Raw genomic sequence first — 24,453 nt, forward strand, 5'->3', positions numbered from 1 at the left:
TCATGGCTGTCATCAAGATGAAACCCACCTCGCCCGGCCAACGTGCCGTGGTGAAGGTCACGCGTGATCACCTGTACAAGGGTGCTCCTCACGCTCCGCTGCTGGAGCCCCAGTTCCAGGCAGCCGGCCGCAACAACAACGGCCACATCACCATCCGCCATCGTGGCGGTGGTCACAAGCACCACTACCGCGTGGTGGACTTCGTGCGCAACAAGGACGGCATTCCGGCCAAGGTTGAGCGCGTTGAATACGACCCGAACCGTACCGCGCACATCGCCCTGGTGGTGTACGCAGACGGCGAGCGCCGCTACATCATCGCCCCGCGCGGTGTGGAGCCGGGTGCCACGCTGATGTCCGGTGCCGAGGCTCCGATCCGCGCCGGCAACACCCTGCCGATCCGCAACATCCCCGTCGGTTCGACCATCCATGCGATCGAAATGAAGCCCGGCAAGGGCGCTCAGATCTGCCGCTCGGCCGGTACCTCGGCGACGCTGCTGGCTCGCGAAGGCATCTACGCCCAGGTCCGCCTGCGCTCCGGTGAAGTCCGCAAGGTCCACATCGAGTGCCGCGCCACCATCGGTGAAGTCGCCAACGAAGAACACAGCCTGCGCCAGCTCGGCAAGGCCGGTGTGAAGCGCTGGATGGGTATCCGCCCGACGGTTCGCGGCGTTGCCATGAACCCGGTCGATCACCCGCACGGCGGCGGCGAAGGCCGTACCGGCACCGGCATGGCGCCTGTCGACCCATGGGGCAATCTGACCAAGGGCTATCGCACCCGCAACAACAAGCGCACGCAGACCATGATCGTCGCGCGTCGCAAGAAGTAAGGATCGACGATGACTCGCTCTCTCAAAAAGGGTCCGTTTGTTGACCACCACCTGGTGGCCAAGGTCGACAAGGCCGTGACCACCAAGGACAAGAAGCCGATCAAGACCTGGTCGCGCCGCTCGATGGTTCTGCCCGATTTCATCGGCCTGACCATCGCCGTCCACAACGGCAAGCAACACGTGCCGGTCTATATCACTGACCAGATGGTGGGCCACAAGCTCGGCGAATTCGCCCTGACGCGCACCTTCAAGGGTCACCCCGCGGACAAAAAAGTCCAGAAGAAGTAAGGAGCAGACATGTCCGAAACTCGTGCAGTCCTCCGTGGCGTTCGCCTCTCCGTGGACAAGGGCCGGCTCGTTGCCGACCTGATCCGCGGCAAGAAGGTCGATCAAGCCCTGAACATCCTGTCCTTCACCCAGAAGAAGGCCGCCGGCATCGTTAAAAAGGTGCTGGAGTCCGCTATTGCCAACGCCGAGCACAACGACGGCGCCGACATCGACGAACTGAAGGTCAAGACCATCTACGTCGAACAAGGCACCACGCTCAAGCGCTTCACCGCGCGTGCCAAGGGTCGCGGCAACCGCATCAGCAAGCCCACGTGCCATGTGTACGTGACGGTTGGCAACTAAGGCTCGGAAGAAATATGGGACAGAAAATCCATCCTACCGGCTTCCGCCTGTCGGTGAGCCGCAACTGGGCCAGCCGCTGGTACGCAAGCAACCGTGACTTCGCCGGCATGCTGGGCGAGGACATCAAGGTGCGTGAGTACCTGAAGGCCAAGCTGAAGAACGCCGCCGTCTCGCGCGTCCTGATCGAGCGTCCCGCCAAGAACGCACGTATCACCATTTTCTCGGCTCGTCCGGGCGTGGTGATCGGCAAGAAGGGCGAAGACATCGAGAACCTGAAGAAGGAACTCGCGCTGATCCTGAAGGTGCCGGTCGCCGTCAACATCGAAGAAGTGCGCAAGCCCGAAATCGATGCCAAGCTGATCGCCGACTCGATCACCCAGCAGCTCGAAAAGCGGATCATGTTCCGCCGCGCCATGAAGCGCGCCATGCAGAACGCCATGCGTCTGGGTGCCCAGGGCATCAAGATCATGTCTGCCGGCCGCCTGAACGGCATCGAGATCGCACGTACCGAGTGGTACCGCGAAGGCCGCGTGCCGCTGCACACCCTGCGTGCCGACATCGACTACGGTGTCTCGGAAGCCAAGACCACCTACGGCGTCATCGGCGTCAAGGTCTGGGTCTACAAGGGCGACACGCTGGGCCGCAACGACCTGCCGGCCGTGGTCGAGCCCCGTGACGAGGAACGCCGTCCGCGCGGTCCCCGCCGCGATGGCCGCCCGGGCGACCGTCCGGGTTCCGACCGCCGTGGTCCGGGCGCTGGTGCTCCCCGCCGTGATGGCGGCCGTGCCGACGCGCCCCGCGCCTTCGGTGGCAATGTCGCCCCTGCCGATGGCAGCGACAAGCCCGCCGGTGCCGGTGGCGCCGCCGATCCCTCTTCCGTTAAGCGCGTCCGCAAGGTAGCCGCGCCCGCTGCAGCAGCGGACGGTGCACAGGCCGAGTAATCGGTCTTTTAAGGAACCAACATCATGCTGCAACCCGCTCGCCGCAAATATCGCAAAGAGCACAAGGGCCGCAACACCGGCATCGCCACCCGAGGCAACTCGGTGGCGTTCGGTGACTTCGGTCTGAAGTGCACGGACCGCGGCCGCCTGACGGCCCGCCAGCTCGAAGCCGCACGTCGTGCGATTTCCCGTCACGTCAAGCGTGGCGGCCGTATCTGGATCCGTGTGTTCCCCGACAAGCCGATCTCCACCAAGCCCGCAGAAGTGCGGATGGGTAACGGCAAGGGCAACCCCGAGTACTACGTCGCTGAAATCCAGCCCGGCAAGATCGTTTTCGAGATCGTCGGTGTTCCGGAAGAACTGGCCCGTGAAGCGTTCAAGCTGGCAGCCGCCAAGCTGCCGCTGCGCACCACGTTCGTCGCACGCCAGCTCGGCGCCTGATCAGGAGAATGGAAATGACCAAAGCTGCTGACCTGCGCCAAAAAGACGTTGCCGGCGTGGAAGCCGAAATCAAGGACCTGCAGAAGGCCCATTTCGGTCTGCGCATGCAGAAAGCCACGCAACAACTCACGAACGTCCGTTCGCTGCGCATCACGCGCCGTGACATCGCTCGTGCGAAGACCATCCTTGCTGAAAAGCAAGCCGCCAAGTAAGGAGCCGACATGACGGAAGCTAAAAAATCCCTCAAGCGCACCTTGATTGGCAAGGTGGTCAGCGACAAGCGTGCCAAGACCGTGACTGTGCTGGTCGAACGCCGCGTGAAGCACCCGGTGTACGACAAGATCGTCGCCAAGTCGAGCAAGTACCACGCTCACGACGAAACCGGTGAATTCCACACCGGCGACGTCATCGAGATCACCGAGAGCCGTCCGCTCTCCAAGACCAAGAACTGGGTTGCGACCCGTCTGGTCCAGAAGGCTGGCCTGGTCTGATCGAGACCTGCCGCACTTTTGTGCTGATCTGAAAAACGGCCCACCTCGTGTGGGCCGTTTTTTATTGTCCAATCGGTTTTTCAACCAGAAGGAAATCACATGATCAAGGTAGGCGACAAGCTGCCCGGCGGCACGCTGATGGAGTACTCGGAAGTCGAAGGCAACGGCTGCAGCATCGGCCCGAACGCGGTGGACATCGAGAAGGCGCTCGCAGGCAAGACGGTCGCGATCTTCGCGGTGCCCGGCGCCTTCACCCCGACCTGCTCGGCCAAGCATGTGCCGGGCTATGTCGAGAAGGCCGCCGAATTCAAGGCCGCGGGCGTGGACGAGATCTGGTGCCTGGCCGTCAACGACGCCTTTGTGATGGGCGCCTGGGCGCGGGACCAGAAGACCGGCGACAAGGTCCGCATGCTGGCCGACGGCAGCGCCGTGTTCGCCCAGGCGCTCGGCCTGACGCTGGACCTGCAGGCGCGCGGCATGGGCGTGCGCAGCGCCCGTTATTCGATGCTGGTGAAGGACGGCGTGGTCAAGACGCTGAACGTGGAAGCCGCCGGCAAATTCGAGGTGAGCGACGCCGACACCATGCTCGGCCAGGCCAAGGCCGCTGCCTAGATCTCGGCCTTGAGGTAATGGGCCCCGGCAATGGGGTTGTGGTAGTAGGGCGGAATGTCCTCGAAACCCAGGTCGGCGTAGAGCACACGCGCCGACTCCATTTCGTCCAGCGTGTCGAGCAGCACGTTGGCATAGCCTGCGCGGCGCGCCAGGTCCAGTGTGGCCTCGGCCAGCTGCCGGCCCAGGCCGAAGCCACGGAAGGCGCGGCGCACGAAGAGGCGCTTCATCTCGCAGGCGTTGGGATAGTCGGACAGATCCATAGGCCGGATCGCGCAGCAGCCGGCGACTTCACCATCGACCAGGGCCAGCAGCAGGCCGCCACGCGGTTCGGCGTATTCGCCGGGCAGGGCGATGAGCTCGGCCGAGACGTCCTGGAACGTCAGGTCCACGGCGAGGCTCTCGACGTATTCCTGGATGATTTCGCGCGCGGCATCCAGCTCCTGCGGAGTGGAGGGGGAAATCAGTTCGATCTGGGGTCTGGACACCGGTGGACGACGGAGGCTGGCGGAAGCGCAGTTTAGCGCCCTCGCATGACAAGGCTCAGGCGGCCAGCAGCTTCTCGATCAGGCTGTGCAGTTCCGCGAAGTCCGGCTCGCCCACGTAGCGCTTGACGATACGGCCCTGCTTGTCGACCAGGTAGCTGGTGGGCGTGAGCTGCACGTCGCCCCAGGCCTTGGCCACGGCGCCGGTGTTGTCGATCGCCACCTTGAAGGGCAGTTTGCGGGTCTCGGCGTAGTTGACGACGTAGGCCGGCGGGTCGTAGCTCATGGCCACGGCCAGGGTTTCGAAGCCCTGGCCCTTGTACTGGTCGTAGGTGGCGATCACCTTGGGCATCTCGGCCACGCAGGTGACGCAGCTGGTGGCCCAGAAGTTGACCAGCGTGACCTTGCCCTTGAGGTCCTCGGTGCTGTGCCTGGAACCGTCGAGCAGCACGAAGGTCGAGGCGGGCGCCGCCGCCGCGCCGCCGCTGAAGAAGGCTGCCGCGCCCAGTGCGATGACGGCGGCGCCGACGACGGCATAGATCGATTTTTTCATGGCGGCAATGGCGAGGACGGCGCCGGTGAGGCGGAGTGGCGCAGTTTAGGTGTTTGCGGGCTTTCCTGCTTTCAGAGGGGATCGGCGGGATTTGGTTCCTGCGCTGTGCGGGTTTGGATAATGGCCGCATGCGTCTGTGTCTCCACCTTCTGGCCCCTGCCTTCGCCTGCATGGGCCTGGCCGCCTGCAGTCCCGAGTTCAACTGGCGCGAGGTGCGCCCCGCCGGCACCCGCCTGCAGGCGCAGATGCCCTGCAAGCCCGAGGAAGCCACCCGCGCCGTGCCGCTGGCCGGCACCACGGTGCAGATGCACCTGGCGGGCTGCGACGCGGGTGGCGCGACCTTTGTCATCGGCTGGACTTCCCCGGCCGCATCACGCGTGGGGGCCGTGCTGGGCGACTGGCAGGACTCGACCCTGTCCAGTGCCGGCATCGCGGCCGGGCCGGATGCTCCCGTGGGCCGTCCTTTCGGCCCGCCGGGCGCCATGGCCCTGCCGCAGGCGGTGCGGCTGAAGGTCCAGGGCCATGCGCCGGACGGGGCGGCCCTGCCGCTGGAGGCCGCCTGGTTCGCCGCCGCCGGCGAGGCCGGCCCCGAGGCCCTGTTCGCAGCCGTCTACCGACAGCCCGAACGCCCCGAAGCCAGCGACACCTTCTTCACCGGCTTGCGCCTGCGCTGAAGAAGCCGCAGCAAGCGGCGATGCCGCACCTCATAATGCTGCGCTGCCCCCCAGCAAGCCCTCATGACCAACCGCATTTTCCTGATCGCCCATGCCCCCCTGGCCCATGCCCTGCGCCAATGCGCGCTGCATGTGTTTCCCGACTGCGGCAATGGCGTGCTGGCGCTGGATGTTCAGCCCAATGTCTCGCCCGAGGAAACGCTGGCTTCGGCCCGCATCATCATGTCGCAGCACCGCGGCGGCGGCACCCTGGTGCTGACCGATGTCTTCGGCGCCACGCCGTGCAACGTCGCCCAGCGGCTGGTCGACGGCGTCCACTCCAAACTCGTCACCGGCGTCAACCTGCCCATGCTGCTGCGTACCGTCAGCTACCGCCACGAACCGTTGGACGCCCTCGTCTCGCGCGCCGTGGTCGGCGGCACGCAGGGCGTGATGCAGGTCGCCATCACCGCGCCGCAGAACCAGGCCCGCAGAAAACATGATCCAGAACACCATCACCATCAGCAATAGGCTGGGCCTGCATGCCCGCGCCTCGGCCAAGCTCACCAAGCTGGCCGGCAGCTTCCCCTGCGAGGTCTGGCTCTCGCGCGGCGAACGCCGGGTCAATGCCAAGAGCATCATGGGCGTGATGATGCTGGCCGCGGGCATCGGCACCCAGGTGATGGTCGAGACCAACGGCGCTTCCGAGCAGGAAGCCATGACCGCCTTGCTGGCCCTGATCAACGACAAGTTCGGCGAAGGCGAATAAGGTTCCGGCATGACATTCGCCGTCCACGGTCTTCCTGTCGCGCGTGGCATCGCCATCGGCCGGGCGGTGCTGGTGGCGTCGAGCCGCGTCGATGTGGCGCATTACTTCGTCGAGCCCGGCAACGTCATGCGCGAGATCGGCCGGCTGCGCGATGCGCGCGATGCGGTGGTCGAGGAGATCCAGCGCATGCAGGCCAGCGTCGCGCAGATGAGCCCCAAGGACGCGCCGCAGGAACTCTCGGCCATCCTCGATGTGCACCTGATGCTGCTGCAGGACGAGGCGCTGGAAGAAGGCGTCAAGCACTGGATCACCGAGCGCTTCTACAACGCGGAATGGGCGCTGACCACCCAGCTCGAATCGGTGGCCCGCCAGTTCGACGAGATGGAAGACGCCTACCTGCGCGAGCGCAAGGCCGACCTGGAACAGGTGGTCGAGCGCATGCTGCGTTTCATGCGCGGCGTGGCTTCCCCGGTGGCGCCGCCGCCCACCGCCCGCCCGCCGCGCAGCCAGGACCTGAAGCTGGCCGACACCGCCGACGTACCGCTGGTGCTGATCGCCCACGACCTCTCGCCGGCCGACATGCTGCAGTTCAAGCAGAGTGTGTTCGCCGGCTTCGTCACCGACGTGGGCGGGCGCACCTCGCACACCGCCATCGTGGCGCGCAGCATGGACATCCCGGCGGTGGTCGGCACCCGCAGCGCCAGCCAGCTGGTGCGCCAGGACGACTGGGTGATCATCGACGGCGACGCCGGCCTGATGATCGTCGACCCCTCGCCGATCATCCTGGCCGAATACGGCTTCAAGCAGCGCCAGGGCGAGCTGGAGCGCGAGCGCCTGGCCAGGCTGCGCCACACGCCGGCCATCACCCGCGACGGCGAGCCGGTGGAGCTGCTGGCCAATATCGAGCTGCCCGAGGACGCCATCGGCGCGGTCAAGGCCGGCGCCGCGGGCGTGGGCCTGTTCCGCAGCGAATTCCTTTTCATGGGGCGGCACGGCAAGCTGCCCGACGAGCAGGAGCAGTTCGAGGCCTACCGGCGCGCGGTGGAGAACATGGAGGGCCTGCCGGTCACCATCCGCACCGTGGATGTCGGCGCCGACAAGCCGCTCGATGCCTCGCACCGCGACGACGCCCACCTCAACCCCGCGCTCGGCCTGCGCGCGATCCGCTGGAGCCTGGCCGACCCGGGCATGTTCCGCACCCAGCTGCGCGCCATCCTGCGCGCAGCGGCGCTGGGACCGGTCAAGCTGCTGATCCCCATGCTGGCCCACGGCAGCGAGATCCGCCACACCCTGGCCCTGATCGACCGCGCACGCGCCGAGCTGGACAACGCCGGCATCGCCTACGGCAACCCGCAGCTGGGCGCCATGATCGAGATTCCGGCGGCCGCCTTGTCGCTGCCGCTGTTCCTGCGCTATTTCGACTTCCTGTCGATCGGCACCAACGACCTGATCCAGTACACCCTGGCGATCGACCGCACCGACGAGTCGGTGGCCCATCTGTACGACCCGCTGCACCCGGCCGTGCTGCGCCTGGTGGCCGACACCATCGCCGCCTGCCGCGCGGCCGGCAAGGATGTCTCGGTGTGCGGCGAGATGGCCGGCGATACCGCCATGACCAAGCTGCTGCTGGGCCTGGGCCTGCGCAGCTTCTCGATGCACCCGGCGCAGATCCTGTCGGTCAAGCAGGAGGTGCTGCGGGCCGATGCGCTGCGCCTGGCGCCGTGGGCGCAGGAGGTGCTGGTCGCCGAGGATCCGGCCGGGGTGCTGGCCGGTCTCTGAACAAGGCTCGCGGTCAGGCGGCCGCGGCTTCGCTCGGCTTCATCTGCGTGGCGTTGTAGTTGACGACGGCGCCCGTGTCCGGATCCACGCCGATGCGGCCCGTCAGCGTCTCCAGCGGCCGGCCGTACAGGTGGAAGTGCAGCGTGGGCGTATCGCCTGCCACATGGATGCTGTGCAGGTCCTGCGCCAGAAAGGCGATGGGCGTGCCCGGCTCCACCGTGAGTTCACGCTCGACCTCCAGCCGGATGACGGAGCCGTCGGCGTTCTGCCCCACCCGGCGGTAGACGCGGTTGAACTCCTGCCCCTCGATGGCCACGATCACCGCCCAGGTGTCGTGGTTGTGGGGAATGGTCTTCTTGCCCGGGTTGATCGAGTTCAGGTAGAGGGCGATGTCCTCGTCGCCGTCGTCCGGATTCAGGCGATAGCGGGTGGAGGCGCCCACGCCGGCTTCGGCTGCCGGTGGCGGGAAGTCGGCGCGGGAGAAGAGTTCGGCCCGGGCGGCCAGGACGGCCAGCCGCGCGGCGATGCGATCGAGTGCCGCGCGGTCAATCTGCGCGGCAGAGAGCCGGCGGATGTCGGCGAGGGTGTCGGCCACGGCGCCGCGGCGGGCCTGGCGCAAGTCTTCGGGGGAGGCGGCTGTCATCGTGGGCTCCTTGGGGCGAAGCGGCCATCTTGGGACGCCCGGCTCGGCCCGGTCAAGGAGGATTTCCTGATATGCCCATGCGGAGCCCGTTGGCCCGCGCGGGTCCTCAGGCGCCGCGGATGGCTTCGAGGCCGGCGGCGTGGGCCTGCTCGTCGGCGTGGTAGCTGGAGCGCACCATGGCACCCACGGCCGCGTGGGTGAAGCCCATTTCGTAGGCCTTCTCCTCGAACATCTTGAAGGTGTCCGGGTGCACGTAGCGGCGCACCGGCAGGTGGGAGTTCGAGGGCGACAGGTACTGGCCGATGGTGAGCATGTCGATGTCGTGGTCGCGCATGTCCTGCATCACCTGCAGGATCTCCTCGTCGGTCTCGCCGAGGCCGACCATGATGCCGCTCTTGGTCGGCACGCTGGGGTGCAGGGCCTTGAACTTCTTCAGCAGGTTCAGGCTGAACTGGTAGTCGCTGCCCGGGCGCGCTTCCTTGTAGAGGCGGGGCGCGGTTTCCAGGTTGTGGTTCATCACGTCCGGCGGGGCGGCCTTGAGGATCTCCAGCGCGCGGTCGTCGCGGCCGCGGAAGTCGGGCACCAGGATCTCGATCTGCGTGCTGGGCGAGAGCTCGCGGATGTTGCGGATGCACTCCACGAAATGGCCGCTGCCGCCGTCGCGCAGGTCGTCGCGGTCCACGCTGGTGATCACCACGTACTTCAGGCGCAGCTGGGCGATGGTGCGGGCGAGGTTGAGCGGCTCGTCCTTGTCCAGCGGATCGGGCCGGCCGTGGCCCACGTCGCAGAAGGGGCAGCGGCGGGTGCACTTGTCGCCCATGATCATGAAGGTGGCCGTGCCCTTGCCGAAGCATTCGCCGATGTTGGGGCAGGAGGCTTCCTCGCACACCGTGTGCAGCTTGTTGGCGCGCAGGATGTCCTTGATCTCGTAGAAGCGGGTGCTGGGGCTGCCGGCCTTCACACGGATCCACTCGGGCTTCTTCAGCACCTCGCCCTGCACCACCTTGACGGGGATGCGCGAGAGCTTGGCCGCGGCCTTCTGCTTGGCCAGCGGGTTGTAGGTGTCGAGGGATTGAACCTCGCGGACGACGTCGGTGGTGCTCATGGGGCGGGTCGGGATGGGCTTGTCTGGACGGTCAGGGCATCAGGTAGATGCCCAGCTTGCCGGCCAGCACGAAAGCGGCCTCGTCCCAGGTGGCGGAGATGCCGATTGTAGAAAGGTCCACCGTCTTCAGTCCGGAGTAGCCGCAAGGGTTGATCCGCGAGAAGGGTTCCAGGTCCATGGCCACGTTCAGCGCCAGGCCGTGGTAGGTGGTGTGGCGGCTGACCTTGATGCCGAGCGCGGCGATCTTGCCCAGGCCGCGGAAGGGGTCGCCCTCGGGCTGCGGGCCGGTCAGCGCGGCGTGGGAAAACGGGTCGTCCAGCCGCACGTAGATGCCCGGCGCGCCGGCCACGCGGTGGCCGGTGGCGCCGAAGTGCGACAGGGTGGCGATCACGGCTTCTTCGAGCCGGTGCACGTACTCCTTGACGAAGTAGCCGGCGCGCCGCAGGTCGATCAGCGGATAGGCCACCACCTGGCCGGGCCCGTGGTAGGTGACCTGGCCGCCGCGGTTGGTGGCGATGACGGGGATGTCGCCCGGCATCAGCAGATGGTCGGGCTTGCCGGCCACGCCCTGGGTGAAGACGCGGTCGTGCTCGCAGATCCAGAGCGCGTCCGCATCGTCGGCCTGCCGCGCGGCGGTGAAGGCCTGCATGGCGGCGTAGGTCGATGCGTAATCGACCCGGCCCAGATGGGTGGCCGGCAGCGCCGCGACGGTCGTGTCCATGGCGGCTACAGCACCACCTTGACCATCGGGTGCTGGCTCAGCGCGGTGTAGAGCGCGTCGAGCTGCTCGCGGCTGGTGGCGGTCACGTGGATGGTGATGCCCAGGTACTTGCCGCCGCTGCTGTCGCGCAGCTCGATGGTGGCGGCGTCGAAGAAGGGATCGAACTCCCTGGCGGTGGCGGTGACGGCATGCACGAAGCCGTCGGTCTTCTCGCCCATCACCTTGATGGGGAACATCGACGGGTATTCGATCAGCGAGTCCTTGCGGGCGACGGGTTCCGGTGTGTCCATGGTGGTTCTCAGGCAGGGTTTTGAATGGGGGTGCGGCGCGGCAGGCGCAGGGTCTGGCCGATGGGCACGGTGCCGAAGGCGCCCTCGGGCAGGCCGGCGGCGCGGCTGGCCGTGGCCAGGTCCTTCGGTGGCTGGTCCGAGGGCTCGTCGGTCAGCGCGAAGGTGCCCCAGTGCACGCCGATGCTGCGCTTGGAATCGACCTCGCGATGGATGCGCACGGCCTCCTCGGGGTTCACATGCTGCTGGGCCATGAACCAGCGCGGCTCATAGGCGCCGATGGGGACCAGGGCCAGGTCGAAACCGCCGCCGTTCGCGGGTGTGTGGCGGGCGGCGAAATGGGCACCGATGTCGGCGAAGTCGCGCGAATAGCCGGTGTCGCCGGCGAACCAGAAATGGAAGTCCGGCGCCAGCAGGGCGTAGCCGCCCCACAGGGTCTGCAGCCGGTCGCCCAGCCCGCGGCCGCTCCAGTGTTGGGAGGGGGTCAGCGTGACTTCTGCGACGGCGCCGTCGCGCTCGATGCGGTGGCTGTCGAACCAGTCGAGTTCGACCGCGCCCGGCACGCCGTGCGACTGCAGCCAGGCACCGATGCCCAGCGGCACCACGAAGAGCGGCGGGCCGCCGGCCTGCGCGGCCAGCGCCCGCACCGAGGCTTCGTCGAGGTGGTCGTAGTGGTTGTGGCTGATCAGCACCAGGTCGATGTGCGGCAGATCGCCCAGCGCCATTCCCGGCGCCTGCGCACGTTTGGGGCCGATGAAGCTCAGCGGCGAGGCGCGCTCGGAGAACACCGGATCGGTCAGCACCTGCAGGCCGTGCTCGCCCAACGGGATCTGCAGCAGCGTGGTCGCATGGCCGATGAAGGTGATGCTGGGCTGCATGGCCGCGCCCGCCCTGGCGTTGGCCTGGATGAAGGCGAGGTCCGGCGTGGTGGTCGGTGGCGGCGCGGCGGGCGGGCGCGGCAGGTCCTGGCGCCAGGCATCCCAGCGCCAGCGTGCCAGCTCGGCCAGGCCCTTGGGCTGGAACTCCAGATAGCGGTTCTGGAAACCATCGGGCCGGTGATGCGGCTTGCTCGCGTCGTAATAGGGGTTCACGTGTTGGCATCCGGCCAGGAGCGGCATGGTGGCGGCCAGCGCGCAGGCGGCCAGGAGCCGCAGCAGGCTGCGCGCAGGACGAGGGGGCGCAAGTGGCATGCGGGACAATGAAGGTGGGTTCGCGACTGCTATGGATCGACCATTGTCATCCGCACAAAACCGCCGCGAGACGAAGCAATTCCGAAAACCCGCTCGGGCATGGCGGGAGCCGCTGTAGTTCTACCTATAATCAATGGCTTTGCTGAACTTTTGCAAACGTAACAGGCTTTGGAAAACATGAGACCTGTAACGGATTGGGAAGAGCTAGAGGCAGATGCCCCGGATTTCAAGCCGCTGACCGCCGAAGAGGCGCGACTGCTGCGAGAACGCCATCCATCCGTATCGCCGTGGTGGGTCATCCTGGGGCAGGCGACGGTGGGTTTCCTGGCCGCATGGGTGGCCTGGGCGATCACCGGGGAGGCCCGTACGGGGTGGTCGGCAGCCTGGGGCGCGCTGGCGGTGGTTCTTCCGGCCGCTGTCTTCGCGCGGGGTGTCACCCGCCGGCGGGAGGGATCGAATCCGGCTGCTGCGGTAGCGGGATTCTTGGGATGGGAATTCGTCAAGATTGCGTTGACGCTCGCCTTGCTGGCCTTGTCTCCCAAGGTCGTGCCGGGTTTGAGCTGGCTGGCCCTGGTGGCCGGCATGGTCGTGACGGCGAAGACCTGGTGGCTTGCATTTCTGGTTCGCGCCGCCCTCCGCAAAAGGAGGGGGCGATGAACGACAACGCATCATGGATTGGTGCCCCCGAGGGCAAGAAGGATGGAATTGAATGGCTGCTGAAGAACACGGGCAAACCGCTGGCCAGTACATCGTTCACCACCTGCAGCATCTGCAGAACGTGAAGCAGGGAAAGATCGTCGACTTTTCCGTCATCAACTACGACTCGATCGTCGTGGGCGGGCTGCTGGGCCTGTTCGCCATCTTCGTGCTCTGGCTGGCCGCCCGCAAGGCGACCTCCGGCGTGCCCGGCCGCTTCCAGGCGGCCGTCGAGATGCTGGTCGAGATGGTCGACAACCAGGCCAAGGCCAACATCCGCAACGCCGAGAGCCGCAAGTTCATCGCCCCCCTGGGCCTGACCGTGTTCGTCTGGATCTTCCTGATGAACGCCATGGACATGCTGCCGGTCGATCTGCTGCCCAAGCTCTGGGGCCACGGCTACGAAGCCGCCGGCATGAACCCGCACGAAGCCTTCCTGCGTGTCGTGCCCACCGCCGACCTCTCCACCACCCTGGGCCTGGCCCTGGCGGTGCTGCTGCTGCGCTTCTGGTACAGCCTCAAGATCAAGGGCGCCGGCGGCTGGGCCCACGAACTCGTCTCGGCGCCTTTCGGCACGAGCAAGAACCCCATCTTCGCGATCATCCTGGGTGTCATCAACCTGGTGATGCAGATCATCGAATACACCGCCAACACCGTCTCGCACGGCATGCGGTTGTTCGGCAACATGTACGCCGGCGAGCTGGTGTTCATGCTGATCGCGTTGATGGGTGGCGCCGCCGCGCTGTCGATCTCGGGCACGCTGCTGCCGCTGGGTCACATCATCGCCGGCACCATCTGGACCTTGTTCCACATCCTGGTGATCACGCTGCAGGCCTTCATCTTCATGATGCTCGCGCTGATCTACCTCGGTCAGGCACACGAGCACCACTGAAAAAGGGGCGCCACGGACCGCAGGCGGCTTTTGGCCGCACGGTCCGCCGGACGCTCGCGCATCTGTTTCCCTTTCACTAAACCAACCTTTTCATCTCAAGGACTCATCATGGAAAACGTTCTCGGCTTCGTCGCTCTGGCTTGCGGCATCATCGTTGGCCTGGGTGCCATCGGCGCCTCCATCGGCATCGCCATCATGGGCGGCAAGTTCCTCGAGTCGTCGGCTCGCCAGCCGGAACTGATCAACGAACTGCAGACCAAGATGTTCATCCTGGCCGGCCTGATCGACGCTGCATTCCTGATCGGCGTCGCCATCGCCCTGCTGTTCGCCTTCGCCAATCCCTTCGTTGTCGCCTGATACCGGTCCGACGTCTTTCTAGAAAGGTGTTGCCGTGAGCATCAACGCGACCCTGTTCGTTCAGGCGATCGTCTTTCTGATCCTGGTGTGGTTCACGATGAAGTTCGTGTGGCCCCCGATCGCAAAGGCGCTCGATGAACGGGCCCAGAACATCGCCGAAGGCCTCGCTGCCGCCGATCGCGCCAAGTCCGACCTGGTCGCCGCCAACCAGCGCGTCGAGAAGGAACTGGCCGAGACGCGCAACGCGACCGCCACGCGCCTGGCAGACGCCGAGCGCCGCGCCCAGGCGATCATCGAGGAAGCCAAGGCCCGTGCGTCCGAGGAAGGCAGCAAGATCGTTGCCGCCGCCCACGCCGAAGCCGAGCAGCAATCCGTCCGTGCACGCGAAGCGCTGCGCGAACAGGTCGCGGTGCTGGCCGTCAAGGGCGCCGAGCAGATCCTGCAGAAGGAAGTCGACGCGAACGTTCACGCCGACCTGCTCGCCCGCCTGAAGACCGAGCTCTAAGGAGACGCACGCATGGCCGAAATCGCCACCATCGCGCGTCCCTACGCCGAAGCGCTGTTCCAGGCCACGCCTGCGGACCAGCGCGACGCGGCCCTCGCCTGGGTCGATGAGCTCGGCGCCATCGCGGCCGATCCGCAGATCGCGCAGCTGGCGCACGACCCCAAGGTCGACGCCGCCCAGCGCTTCGAGCTGATCGCTTCCGTGGCCCGTACGCCGCTGCCGGAGGCCGCCCGCAATTTCCTGCGGGTGGTCATCGACAACGGCCGGCTGGCCGCGCTGCCCGAGGTGGCGCATCAGTTCCGTGCACTGCGCAATGCGCAGGGCGGATCGTCCGATGCCGTCGTCTACAGCGCCTTCCCCATCGGGGATGCCGCCCTGGCGGACCTCGGCGCGACGCTGCAGAAGCGTTTCGGCCGTCCGCTCAACCTCAGCGTGGTGATCGATTCCTCGTTGATCGGCGGCGTTCGCGTCGCCGTCGGCGACGAAGTGCTCGACACCTCGGTACGCGCCCGCCTCGACCATATGAAGGCTGCCCTGGCCGCGTAAGCGCCAGGTCCGGCCGCAACCCCTAAGAGAAGGAAAGAGTCATGCAACTCAATCCCGCAGAAATTTCAGAACTGATCAAGAGCCGCATCGAGGGGCTCGCGGGCGGTGCCGACATCCGCAACCAGGGCACCGTCGTGTCCGTGACCGACGGCATCTGCCGCGTGCACGGCCTGTCCGACGTGATGGCCGGCGAAATGCTCGAGTTCCCCGCGGGTTCCGACGGCCAGCCCTCCTACGGCCTGGCGCTGAACCTCGAGCGCGACTCGGTCGGCGCCGTGATCCTGGGCGAGTACGAGCACATCTCCGAAGGCGATGTGGTCAAGTGCACCGGCCGCATCCTGGAAGTGCCCGTCGGCCCCGAGCTGCGCGGCCGCGTGGTCAACGCCCTGGGCCAGCCGATCGACGGCAAGGGCCCGGTCAACGCCAAGCTCACCGACGTGATCGAGAAGGTCGCGCCCGGCGTGATCGCCCGCAAGTCGGTCGACCAGCCCCTGCAGACCGGCCTGAAGTCCATCGACTCGATGGTGCCGATCGGCCGTGGCCAGCGCGAGCTGATCATCGGCGACCGCCAGACCGGCAAGACCGCCGTGGCGATCGACGCGATCATCAACCAGAAGGGCCAGAACGTCACGTGCATCTACGTGGCCATTGGCCAGAAGGCTTCCTCGATCAAGAACGTGGTGCGCTCGCTGGAGCAGGCCGGTGCGATGGACTACACCATCGTCGTCGCCGCCTCGGCTTCCGAGTCCGCCGCCATGCAGTACGTGTCGGCCTACGCCGGCTGCACCATGGGCGAGTACTTCCGCGACCGCGGCGAAGACGCGCTGATCGTGTACGACGACCTGTCCAAGCAGGCCGTCGCCTACCGCCAGGTCTCGCTGCTGCTGCGCCGCCCGCCGGGCCGCGAAGCCTTCCCCGGCGACGTGTTCTATCTCCACAGCCGCCTGCTCGAACGCGCAGCCCGCGTGAACGCCGACTACGTCGAAGCCTTCACCAAGGGTGAAGTCAAGGGCAAGACCGGCTCGCTGACCGCACTGCCGATCATCGAGACCCAGGCCGGCGACGTGTCCGCCTTCGTCCCGACCAACGTGATCTCGATCACCGACGGCCAGATCTTCCTGGAAACCTCGCTGTTCAACGCCGGCATCCGTCCCGCCATCAACGCGGGTATCTCGGTGTCGCGTGTCGGTGGCGCAGCCCAGACCAAGATCATCAAGAGCCTGTCGGGCGGCATCCGTACCGACCTGGCCCAGTACCGTGAGCTGGCTGCGTTCGCGCAGTTCGCTTCCGACCTGGACGACGCCACCCGCAAGCAGCTCGACCGCGGCGCCCGCGTGACCGAACTGCTCAAGCAGCAGCAGTACAGCCCGCTGTCCATCAGCCTGATGGGCGCGACCCTGTTCGCGGTCAACAAGGGCTTCATGGACGACATCGAAGTCAAGCAGGTGCTGCCCTTCGAACACGGCCTGCACCAGTTCCTGAAGACCAGCCACGGCGCCCTGCTCGACAAGATCGAGGCGGCCAAGGCCATGGACAAGGACGCCGAAGCCGAAATGACTGCTGCCGTCACCGCCTTCAAGAAGTCGTTCGCCTAAACGCGGACGTCGAAACTTCAAGGCATAGGAGCACACATGGCAGCAGGCAAGGAAATCCGGGGCAAGATCAAATCGGTGGAGAACACCAAGAAGATCACCAAGGCCATGGAAATGGTGGCCGCCTCGAAGATGCGCAAGGCGCAGGACCGCATGCGTGCCGCTCGTCCCTACAGCGAGAAGGTGCGCAACATCGCGGCCCATCTGGGCCAGGCGAATCCGGAGTACGTGCATCCGTTCATGAAGACGAACGACGATGCCAAGGCTGCCGGTTTCATCGTGGTCACCACGGACAAGGGCCTGTGCGGCGGCATGAACACCAACGTGCTGCGTGCGGTCACCGCCAAGTTGCGCGAGCTGCAGTCCCAGGGCGTCAAGTCCGAGGCCGTGGCCATCGGCAACAAGGGCCTGGGCTTCTTGAACCGCATCGGCGCGCACGTGGTCAGCCACGTGACCGGCCTGGGCGACACGCCGCATCTCGACCGCCTCATCGGCCCGGTCAAGGTGCTGCTCGACGCCTATGCCGAAGGCAGGCTGTCGGCTGTCTACCTCTGCTACACCCGCTTCATCAACACGATGAAGCAGGAGTCGGTGGTGGAACAGCTGCTGCCCCTGGCACCGCCGGTGGCCGACGAGAGCGCCAGCAAGTCCAGCTGGGACTACATCTACGAACCCGACGCGCAGAGCGTGATCGACGAACTGCTGGTGCGCTACGCAGAGTCGCTGGTGTTCCAGGCAGTCGCCGAGAACATGGCTTCCGAGCAGTCCGCCCGCATGGTCGCGATGAAGGCTGCCACCGACAACGCCGGCAGTGTCATCGGCGAGCTGAAGCTGGTCTACAACAAGACCCGCCAGGCCGCGATCACCAAGGAACTCTCCGAGATCGTCAGCGGCGCCGCAGCCGTCTGACGACCGTCTGGTCCCGAACACCTATTTGGAGCAAACAATGGCTCAAACGCAAACTCAAGCTGGCACCCAGGGCAAGATCGTCCAGTGCATCGGCGCCGTGGTCGACGTGGAATTCCCGCGCGACAAGATGCCGAAGATCTATGACGCACTCAAGCTCGAAGGCTCCGCGCTGACGCTGGAAGTCCAGCAGCAGCTGGGCGACGGCGTGGTGCGCACCATCGCGCTGGGCTCGTCCGACGGCCTGCGCCGTGGCCTGATGGTCACCAACACCGCGGCCGCCATCACCGTGCCGGTCGGCAAGGCAACCCTGGGCCGCATCATGGACGTGCTCGGCGCGCCCATCGACGAACGCGGCCCGGTCAGCCAGGAACTCACCGCCGGCATCCACCGCAAGGCTCCCGCGTACGACGAACTGTCGCCCTCGCAGGAACTGCTGGAAACCGGCATCAAGGTGATCGACCTGGTCTGCCCGTTCGCCAAGGGCGGCAAGGTGGGCCTGTTCGGCGGCGCCGGCGTGGGCAAGACCGTCAACATGATGGAGCTCATCAACAACATCGCCAAGGCGCACTCGGGCCTGTCCGTGTTCGCCGGCGTCGGTGAGCGCACCCGCGAAGGCAACGACTTCTATCACGAGATGGCCGACTCCGGCGTCGTGAACCTGGAGAACCTGGAAGAGTCCAAGGTCGCCATGGTCTACGGCCAGATGAACGAGCCCCCGGGCAACCGCCTGCGTGTGGCCCTGACCGGCCTGACCATCGCCGAGTCGTTCCGCGACGAAGGCCGTGACGTGCTGTTCTTCGTGGACAACATCTACCGCTACACCCTGGCCGGCACCGAAGTGTCCGCACTGCTGGGCCGCATGCCTTCGGCCGTGGGCTACCAGCCCACGCTGGCCGAGGAAATGGGCCGCCTGCAGGAGCGCATCACCTCGACCAAGGTCGGCTCGATCACCTCCATCCAGGCCGTCTACGTGCCTGCCGATGACTTGACCGATCCCTCGCCCGCGACCACCTTCGCCCACCTGGACTCCACCGTCGTGCTGTCCCGCGACATCGCCTCGCTGGGTATCTACCCCGCGGTCGATCCGCTGGACTCCACCAGCCGCCAGTTGAGCCCCGACGTCGTCGGCGAAGAGCACTACGCCGTGGCCCGCGCCGTGCAGGGCACCCTGCAGCGCTACAAGGAACTGCGCGACATCATCGCCATCCTGGGCATGGACGAATTGGCGCCGGAAGACAAGCTGCTGGTGTCGCGGGCTCGCAAGATCCAGCGTTTCCTGTCGCAGCCTTTCCATGTCGCCGAAGTCTTCACCGGCTCCCCGGGCAAGTACGTGCCGCTGGCGGAAACCATCCGTGGTTTCAAGATGATCACGGCTGGCGAATGCGACCACCTGCCCGAGCAGGCCTTCTACATGGTCGGCACCATTGACGAAGCTTTCGAGAAGGCCAAGAAGCTGGCTTGAGCTGGAGAGGCGGTCGCCGCAAGGCCGCCGCCATTCCCGCCCCAACCCTTCCAGCCCACTCCTAGGAATCCCAGATGGCCAACACCATTCACGTCGACGTGGTCAGCGCGGAAGAGTCGATCTTCTCCGGCGAAGCACGCTTCGTCGCGCTGCCGGGTGAATCCGGCGAGCTCGGCATCTATCCGCGCCACACGCCGCTGATCACCCGCATCAAGCCCGGCACCGTGCGCATCGACATGGCCGACGGCAGCGAAGAGTTCGTCTTCGTCGCCGGCGGCATTCTCGAAGTGCAGCCGGATGTGGTCACCGTCCTGTCCGACACCGCCATCCGCGGCAAGGACCTGGACGAAGAGAAGGCCAACAAGGCCAAGGTCGCCGCCGAGGAAGCCCTCAAGCACGCCAAGAGCGACCTCGACCTGGCCAAGGCCCAGTCGGAACTGGCCGTGATGGCCGCGCAGATCGCCGCGCTGCGGCGCTTTCGCGACAAGCGCTGAAAACAGCGCTCCGGCGCTTCGAAAAGCCACCTTGCGAGGTGGCTTTTTTTATATGCGACGGGTTTGTGTGACGTTTTGATGAAAATATCGGATGCGTTTCCAAATTAATCAAAAAATGCCCGCTGGCGAATTTCGGGTGATTCGATCTGCATTCGGCTTGGGGGTATTTTGAAAATCCCGCCGGGTTCATCTTTGTGCATTTGATGCAGAAAGAGAAAACCCATGCTGACCATTGCCACGTTTTCGCCGAGGGCCGCACCGGTCAAACCGGGCGATGAAAAACCGCCGCCGGACGACGAGGTCTGGTACGAATGCGAGCTCGGCAGCTCGGAGCCCTCGGAAGCGGACGCCGAAGTCTTCCAGCTGCCGGCGGGCAAACCTGCATACCGGGCACTGCCGCCGGGCCGTCCTCATGCGACCCCGGGGCAGCTGCAGGCCTGCCAGGATGCGCTGCAGCAGGAAACCGAACGCCGGGTCGATGCCGCCGCCGCGGCCCTGATCCTCTCGGGCGTCCTGGCCCGCATCGCGGTCAAGGAATGCGAACGCGGCCGCCCGCTGGACCTGGCGGAAAGCATCGCCCTGGTCGAAGACGGCGATGTGCAGGGCTTCATGCTGGCGGCCGGCCTGCAGGCCGGGCAGATCGACCGGGGCCGCGTCGGGCAGGCGCGCGCGGCGGCGCTGGCCTCGCTCGCCACCCTGCCGACCGCCTTGCTCGGCACCAGCCTTTCCAGCGCGGTCAATGCCTTTTTCCCCGGAAACGCGACGGCGCGCCTGGTGGGTTTCATTCTCAACGTGGCGATATTGGCGCTGACGCCCTGGCTGAACGCATGCCTGATCCAGCCATTCGGTGCATGGGCGGACCGCTGGCGCGCGGCCGATTATGTGGTGCGTGTGGACCGGTTCCGCATTCACGACCGCCAGGATAAACCGGCGCTGACCCGCCATATTCGCCGGGCCATGGCCGAATATCGTCGGACACACGCCGCCATCGCCCGCTGCCTGGAGCAGCCCGGCAGGCTGGCGCGCCTGCCCGATTTGCGCTGGCGCCATGCCCGCGCGACCGAGGCGCTGCGCAAGCTCTTGCCCGCCGTCCGCGCCAAGCAGGCGGCCGATACCCGTGTGCATCTGGAGAACCGCTTCCAGAATCTCGCCCGCTATCCCAAGCTGGTGCTGGCTCCGGTCGGCCAGCTGCTGCGCGCGGCGCGCTGGATCTCGGCCTGGGCCTCGGCCGCGCTGCAGGTGGGTGTCTCGCTGGGGGCGGCGGGCATCCAGGCCTGGCTCGCCGGCCGCGACGAGGGCCACAAGCAGGCCTTCACCATCCGCTTCCACATGCTGTACGACCCACCGCTGAACGCCCTTGGAGATAGCCGCCTGGCCCGCGGATCGCCGCTGCGCCCGCAGGACATCGACGAGACCCGTCTGCGCGACTTCTTCACCGGCCCGAACCGCAGCCGCGTCGCCATGCTCGCCACCTGCCTGCGCGCCCATGCCGGCGGCTACGAACGCCGGCATTCCGGCGCGGTGGCCGATGCCGCCGCCAACCTCGAAGCCGGCGATGGCTGCCATGCCGAGCTGCAGCGCCTGCGCGCCGACCTCGCCCGCGTGGAAAGCCAGCAGCTGACCGAGCTGGCGCTGGACGGGGTCGCCGCCCGGCTGCTGCTGCCCGGCGGCCGCTGCGATCCCCTGCTGTGGGCCGAGGTCAGCGCGCGCCTGCAGAAGCAAGGCGAGGTCTCCAGCCAGTTCTGCAAGTTCCTGGGCCAGCAATGGCAGGTCGGCGTCGGGCCGGGCTATTACGTCTTCGTGCCCAAGCTGCTGAACCTGGCCTGGCAAGGCAGCCCACCGCTGCCGGGCATGGTGGCCTGTGCCGGGCTGGCGGCGCTGTTCGGCCTGGCGGGCTACAACACGCATCCCAAGGTCGCCATCGAACGCAACGAGCTGCAGGTGCGCATCGACCACGGCGAGGTCGGCACCGGCTTCCTGGACACCATGCGCCAGGCCGGTGTCGCGATGGTGGCGCTGCCGCGTCAGCTGCAGCAGGGCCGGCAGTTCGGCGCGGCGGTGTGCGCGCTGCTCGAATGCCTGGGCCAGGCCGCGGAAATGGAGCGCCGGCTCGGCGCCTGAGGTTCGGGTGCTGTTGCCATTTGTTCCCGGTCGCGGCGGCCGCGCGCCGAAGATGATCCGACCATGGAACTCATCGTCGCCCGCCCCGAAGGCCTCTACTGCACCGCCGGGGATTTCTACATCGACCCCTGGCGGCCGGTGGACCGCGCCGTCATCACCCACGCCCATTCCGACCATGCGCGTGTCGGCCACGGCCACTACCTGGCCCACACCGACAGCGAAGGCACCCTGAGGGCCCGCCTGGGCGCCGACATCCCGCTGCAGACCCTGCCCTACGGCGAGGCGATCGAGCACAAGGGCGTGCGCATCTCCCTGCACCCGGCCGGCCATGTGCTGGGCTCGGCCCAGGTGCGGCTGGAGCACGGCGGCCGGGTCTGGGTGGCCTCGGGCGACTACAAGCTCGAAGACGACGGCACCTGCGCTCCCTTCGAGCCGGTGCGCTGCGACACCTTCATCACCGAATCCACCTTCGGCCTGCCCATCTACCGCTGGCCGGCGCAGCCGGTGCTGTTCGCCGAGATCGATGCCTGGTGGCGGACCAACGCGGCGGCGGGCCGCGCCTCGGTGCTGCTGGGTTATGCCTTCGGCAAGGCGCAGCGCATCCTGCACGGGGTGGACAGCAGCATCGGGCCGATCGTGGTGCATGGCGCGGTCGAGCCGCTCAATGCCGTCTACCGCGCGGCCGGCGTGCGCCTGCCGCCCACGCTGCGGGTGACCGACCCGGGAGTGGACGCCGCCCTGCTCAAGACCGCGCTGGTGGTGGCACCGCCCTCGGCCCAGGGCACGCCCTGGATACGCCGCTTCGGCAACTATTCGGACGGTTTTGCCAGCGGCTGGATGCAGCTGCGCGGCACCCGCCGGCGGCGCGGCGTGGACAAGGGTTTCGTCATGTCCGACCACGCCGACTGGCCCGGCCTGCAGCGCGCCATCGGCGCCACCGGCGCGGAGTGCGTGTACGTCACCCACGGCAGCGTGGCGGTGATGGTGCGCTGGCTGGCCGAGCAGGGCCTGGACGCCCGCTCCTTCAAGACCGAATACGGCGACGAGGACGGCGAGACCGCGCCGGCGGCCGAGCCGGCGGGGCAGGGCGCATGAAGGCCTTCGCCGCCCTCTACCGCGCCCTGGACGCCACCACCTCCACCCTGGCCAAGCAGGCCGCCCTGCAGCAGTACCTGGCCGCCGCGCCGGCCGAGGACGCCGCCTGGGCCGTCTACTTCCTGGCCGGCGGCAAGCCGCGCCAGCTGGTGCCCAGCAAGCTGCTGCGCGAGATCGCCCGCGATGCGGCCGGCTTGCCCGAATGGCTGTTCGCCGAGAGCTACGACGCGGTCGGCGACCTGGCCGAGACCATCTCCCTGCTGCTGCCCCTGCCGTCCGGCGCACACGAGCTGGGCCTGGCCGCCTGGATGCAGCAGCATCTGCTGCCCCTGCGCAAGACTCCGCCCGAGGCCCTGTCCGCCGTGCTGGGCGCGCAGTGGGACCTGCTGGCTCCGGAAGACCGGCTGGTGTATTTCAAGCTGATCACCGGCAGCTTCCGTGTCGGCGTCTCGCGCCTGCAGGTGACGCAGGCGCTGGCCGTCACCGCCGGGCTGGACCCGAAGCTGATCGCCCAGCGCCTGATCGGCTACACCGCCATCGGCGGCGCGCCGGATGCCGACGATTACCGCCGGCTGATCGCCACGGCGGAAGAGGGCGCGGCCGATCCGCATGGCAGCGGCCATCCCTATCCCTTCTTCCTGGCCCATCCGCTGGCGCTGCCGGTGGCGCAGTTCGAGGCGACGATCGGCCCGCCCTCGGCCTGGCAGGTGGAGTGGAAATGGGACGGCATCCGTGCCCAGCTGGTGCGGCGCGCGGGCGATGTGTGGATCTGGTCGCGCGGCGAGGAACTGGTCACCGACCGTTATCCCGAACTGCAGGCCCTGGGCGGCGCGGTGCCGGACGGCACGGTGATCGACGGCGAGATCGTGGTCTGGCGCGACGGCCGGGTGCAGCCCTTCGCCGAGATGCAGAAACGGATAGGCCGCAAGACCGTGGGCCCCAAGCTGCAGCGCGAGCTGCCGGTGGTGCTGCTGGCCTACGACCTGCTGGAGGAAGGCGGCGTGGACCTGCGTGCCCTGCCCCAGCAGGAGCGCCGCGCCCGGCTCGATGCGCTGGTGGCACGCACACCGCATCCGTCGCTGGTGTCCAGCCCGCTGCTGCAGGGCACCGACTGGGCAGACCTGGCCGTGCAGCGCGAGCAAGCACGCTCGCTGGGCGTGGAGGGCATGATGCTCAAGGCCTTGTCCGCCCAGTACGGCGTGGGCCGCACCAAGGACGTGGGCACCTGGTGGAAGTGGAAGATCGACCCGCTCTCCATCGACGCGGTCCTGATCTACGCCCAGCGCGGCCACGGCCGCCGCGCCAGCCTCTACAGCGACTACACCTTCGCCGTCTGGGACGGCCCGGCGGAACAGGAGGACCGCAAGCTGGTGCCCTTCGCCAAGGCCTATTCGGGCCTGACCGATGCCGAGATGGCCCGGGTCGACGCGGTGATCCGCAAGACCACGCTGGAGACCTTCGGCCCGGTGCGCAGCGTCAAACCCACGCTGGTCTTCGAGCTGGGCTTCGAAGGCATCGCCCGCAGCAGCCGCCACAAGAGCGGCATCGCCGTGCGGTTCCCGCGCATGCTGCGCTGGCGCGAGGACAAGCCGGTGGCGGAGGCCGACACGCTGCAGACCCTGGCCGAGCTGCTGCCGCATTCCGATCCCTGACGCCGGCG

General features: G+C 67.1%; 31 protein-coding genes. 24 read left to right on the forward strand and 7 right to left on the reverse strand.

The features are described from left to right. Positions 1-2: 2 nt before the first annotated feature. The 8 genes from rplB to GT347_RS14485 all read left to right on the forward strand — a co-directional run bounded on the left by rplB (position 3) and on the right by GT347_RS14485 (position 3,942). Positions 3-827, forward strand: a complete 825-nt coding sequence (gene rplB, locus GT347_RS14450; RefSeq protein ID WP_160552859.1) for a 50S ribosomal protein L2 — start codon at positions 3-5, stop codon at positions 825-827. Positions 828-836: 9 nt separating this feature from the next. Then, positions 837-1,115, forward strand: a complete 279-nt coding sequence (rpsS, locus tag GT347_RS14455; protein WP_160552861.1) for a 30S ribosomal protein S19 — start codon at positions 837-839, stop codon at positions 1,113-1,115. Positions 1,116-1,124: 9 nt separating this feature from the next. Next, complete coding sequence (gene rplV, locus GT347_RS14460; protein WP_100412086.1) at positions 1,125-1,457, forward strand: 50S ribosomal protein L22; 333 nt, start codon at positions 1,125-1,127, stop codon at positions 1,455-1,457. A gap of 14 nt (positions 1,458-1,471) precedes the next feature. After that, entirely contained in the window at positions 1,472-2,398 is a 927-nt protein-coding gene (rpsC, locus tag GT347_RS14465; protein WP_160552863.1) for a 30S ribosomal protein S3, read from the forward strand. 24 nt (positions 2,399-2,422) lie between these two features. Continuing rightward, positions 2,423-2,839 (forward strand): 50S ribosomal protein L16, encoded by a 417-nt coding sequence (gene rplP, locus GT347_RS14470; RefSeq protein WP_160552864.1) that lies wholly within the window; start codon positions 2,423-2,425, stop codon positions 2,837-2,839. 14 nt (positions 2,840-2,853) lie between these two features. Then, entirely contained in the window at positions 2,854-3,051 is a 198-nt protein-coding gene (gene rpmC / locus GT347_RS14475) for a 50S ribosomal protein L29 (RefSeq protein WP_160552865.1), read from the forward strand. A gap of 9 nt (positions 3,052-3,060) precedes the next feature. Continuing rightward, a complete protein-coding gene (gene rpsQ, locus GT347_RS14480; RefSeq protein ID WP_160552866.1) occupies positions 3,061-3,330 on the forward strand; it encodes a 30S ribosomal protein S17 in 270 nt (89 codons plus the stop codon). A gap of 99 nt (positions 3,331-3,429) precedes the next feature. Continuing rightward, positions 3,430-3,942, forward strand: a complete 513-nt coding sequence (locus GT347_RS14485; RefSeq protein WP_160552867.1) for a peroxiredoxin — start codon at positions 3,430-3,432, stop codon at positions 3,940-3,942. Here the strand turns inward: GT347_RS14485 and GT347_RS14490 are convergent. Together GT347_RS14490 and GT347_RS14495 are read right to left on the reverse strand one after the other, a co-directional pair. Beyond that, positions 3,939-4,427 (reverse strand): GNAT family N-acetyltransferase, encoded by a 489-nt coding sequence (locus tag GT347_RS14490; protein ID WP_160552868.1) that lies wholly within the window; start codon positions 4,425-4,427, stop codon positions 3,939-3,941. The genes GT347_RS14485 and GT347_RS14490 overlap by 4 nt on opposite strands. Before the next feature lie 55 nt (positions 4,428-4,482). Beyond that, the gene (locus tag GT347_RS14495) at positions 4,483-4,977 is read right to left on the reverse strand and encodes a TlpA disulfide reductase family protein (protein WP_160552869.1); all 495 of its coding nucleotides are present in this window, start codon (positions 4,975-4,977) and stop codon (positions 4,483-4,485) included. 128 nt (positions 4,978-5,105) lie between these two features. Here GT347_RS14495 and GT347_RS14500 point away from each other — a divergent pair, with 128 nt between their 5' ends. The 4 genes from GT347_RS14500 (at position 5,106) to ptsP (ending at position 8,178) form a co-directional block, all read left to right on the forward strand. Next, positions 5,106-5,651: a hypothetical protein gene (locus GT347_RS14500; RefSeq protein ID WP_160552870.1), complete on the forward strand. Its 546-nt coding sequence runs from the start codon at positions 5,106-5,108 to the stop codon at positions 5,649-5,651. A 63-nt stretch (positions 5,652-5,714) separates the two neighbouring features. Beyond that, positions 5,715-6,161 (forward strand): PTS sugar transporter subunit IIA, encoded by a 447-nt coding sequence (locus GT347_RS14505; RefSeq protein WP_160552871.1) that lies wholly within the window; start codon positions 5,715-5,717, stop codon positions 6,159-6,161. Then, on the forward strand, positions 6,130-6,399 hold the full coding sequence (locus GT347_RS14510) for an HPr family phosphocarrier protein (RefSeq protein WP_160552872.1): 270 nt from the start codon (positions 6,130-6,132) through the stop codon (positions 6,397-6,399). The genes GT347_RS14505 and GT347_RS14510 overlap by 32 nt, the downstream gene beginning before the upstream one ends. A 9-nt stretch (positions 6,400-6,408) precedes the next feature. Further along, positions 6,409-8,178 carry a phosphoenolpyruvate--protein phosphotransferase gene (ptsP, locus tag GT347_RS14515; protein WP_160552873.1) on the forward strand — a complete coding sequence of 590 codons (1,770 nt, stop codon included), beginning with the start codon at positions 6,409-6,411 and terminating at the stop codon, positions 8,176-8,178. Positions 8,179-8,191: 13 nt separating this feature from the next. On the opposite strand, the gene GT347_RS14520 is transcribed toward ptsP, so the two are convergent. The 5 genes from GT347_RS14520 to GT347_RS14540 form a co-directional block, all read right to left on the reverse strand. Next, entirely contained in the window at positions 8,192-8,821 is a 630-nt protein-coding gene (locus GT347_RS14520; protein WP_160552874.1) for a cysteine dioxygenase family protein, read from the reverse strand. A 106-nt stretch (positions 8,822-8,927) separates the two neighbouring features. Beyond that, positions 8,928-9,926, reverse strand: a complete 999-nt coding sequence (gene lipA / locus GT347_RS14525; protein ID WP_160552875.1) for a lipoyl synthase — start codon at positions 9,924-9,926, stop codon at positions 8,928-8,930. Between the two features lie 31 nt (positions 9,927-9,957). After that, positions 9,958-10,647: a lipoyl(octanoyl) transferase LipB gene (gene lipB / locus GT347_RS14530; protein WP_160552876.1), complete on the reverse strand. Its 690-nt coding sequence runs from the start codon at positions 10,645-10,647 to the stop codon at positions 9,958-9,960. A gap of 5 nt (positions 10,648-10,652) precedes the next feature. Continuing rightward, a complete protein-coding gene (locus tag GT347_RS14535; protein ID WP_160552877.1) occupies positions 10,653-10,937 on the reverse strand; it encodes a YbeD family protein in 285 nt (94 codons plus the stop codon). 8 nt (positions 10,938-10,945) lie between these two features. Further along, positions 10,946-12,124, reverse strand: coding sequence for an MBL fold metallo-hydrolase (locus GT347_RS14540; RefSeq protein ID WP_229722317.1), 1,179 nt, complete (start codon positions 12,122-12,124; stop codon positions 10,946-10,948). A 177-nt stretch (positions 12,125-12,301) separates the two neighbouring features. Between GT347_RS14540 and GT347_RS14545 the strand changes: the two genes are divergently transcribed. The 12 genes from GT347_RS14545 (at position 12,302) to GT347_RS14600 (ending at position 24,445) form a co-directional block, all read left to right on the forward strand. Beyond that, the gene (locus GT347_RS14545; RefSeq protein WP_160552878.1) at positions 12,302-12,781 is read left to right on the forward strand and encodes an ATP synthase subunit I; all 480 of its coding nucleotides are present in this window, start codon (positions 12,302-12,304) and stop codon (positions 12,779-12,781) included. 52 nt (positions 12,782-12,833) lie between these two features. Then, positions 12,834-13,712 (forward strand): F0F1 ATP synthase subunit A, encoded by an 879-nt coding sequence (atpB, locus tag GT347_RS14550; protein WP_160552879.1) that lies wholly within the window; start codon positions 12,834-12,836, stop codon positions 13,710-13,712. Positions 13,713-13,820: 108 nt separating this feature from the next. Next, positions 13,821-14,069, forward strand: a complete 249-nt coding sequence (gene atpE / locus GT347_RS14555) for a F0F1 ATP synthase subunit C (RefSeq protein ID WP_160552880.1) — start codon at positions 13,821-13,823, stop codon at positions 14,067-14,069. A gap of 34 nt (positions 14,070-14,103) precedes the next feature. Continuing rightward, a complete protein-coding gene (locus tag GT347_RS14560) occupies positions 14,104-14,574 on the forward strand; it encodes a F0F1 ATP synthase subunit B (protein ID WP_160552881.1) in 471 nt (156 codons plus the stop codon). A gap of 12 nt (positions 14,575-14,586) precedes the next feature. Next, positions 14,587-15,120 (forward strand): F0F1 ATP synthase subunit delta, encoded by a 534-nt coding sequence (locus GT347_RS14565; RefSeq protein ID WP_160552882.1) that lies wholly within the window; start codon positions 14,587-14,589, stop codon positions 15,118-15,120. Between the two features lie 41 nt (positions 15,121-15,161). Continuing rightward, complete coding sequence (atpA, locus tag GT347_RS14570) at positions 15,162-16,715, forward strand: F0F1 ATP synthase subunit alpha (RefSeq protein WP_160552883.1); 1,554 nt, start codon at positions 15,162-15,164, stop codon at positions 16,713-16,715. 36 nt (positions 16,716-16,751) lie between these two features. Further along, the gene (gene atpG / locus GT347_RS14575; protein WP_160552884.1) at positions 16,752-17,621 is read left to right on the forward strand and encodes a F0F1 ATP synthase subunit gamma; all 870 of its coding nucleotides are present in this window, start codon (positions 16,752-16,754) and stop codon (positions 17,619-17,621) included. Between the two features lie 37 nt (positions 17,622-17,658). After that, positions 17,659-19,083, forward strand: coding sequence for a F0F1 ATP synthase subunit beta (atpD, locus tag GT347_RS14580; RefSeq protein ID WP_160552885.1), 1,425 nt, complete (start codon positions 17,659-17,661; stop codon positions 19,081-19,083). A gap of 74 nt (positions 19,084-19,157) precedes the next feature. Next, on the forward strand, positions 19,158-19,577 hold the full coding sequence (locus tag GT347_RS14585; protein WP_160552886.1) for a F0F1 ATP synthase subunit epsilon: 420 nt from the start codon (positions 19,158-19,160) through the stop codon (positions 19,575-19,577). A gap of 222 nt (positions 19,578-19,799) precedes the next feature. Continuing rightward, entirely contained in the window at positions 19,800-21,698 is a 1,899-nt protein-coding gene (locus GT347_RS14590; protein WP_160552887.1) for a hypothetical protein, read from the forward strand. Positions 21,699-21,761: 63 nt separating this feature from the next. Continuing rightward, positions 21,762-22,793, forward strand: coding sequence for a ligase-associated DNA damage response exonuclease (locus GT347_RS14595; protein ID WP_160552888.1), 1,032 nt, complete (start codon positions 21,762-21,764; stop codon positions 22,791-22,793). Next, complete coding sequence (locus GT347_RS14600) at positions 22,790-24,445, forward strand: ATP-dependent DNA ligase (RefSeq protein ID WP_160552889.1); 1,656 nt, start codon at positions 22,790-22,792, stop codon at positions 24,443-24,445. Before GT347_RS14595 ends, GT347_RS14600 begins: the two co-directional genes overlap by 4 nt. Positions 24,446-24,453: the final 8 nt, after the last annotated feature.

The sequence above is a fragment of the Xylophilus rhododendri genome, from assembly GCF_009906855.1.
GTDB lineage: Bacteria > Pseudomonadota > Gammaproteobacteria > Burkholderiales > Burkholderiaceae_C > Xylophilus > Xylophilus rhododendri.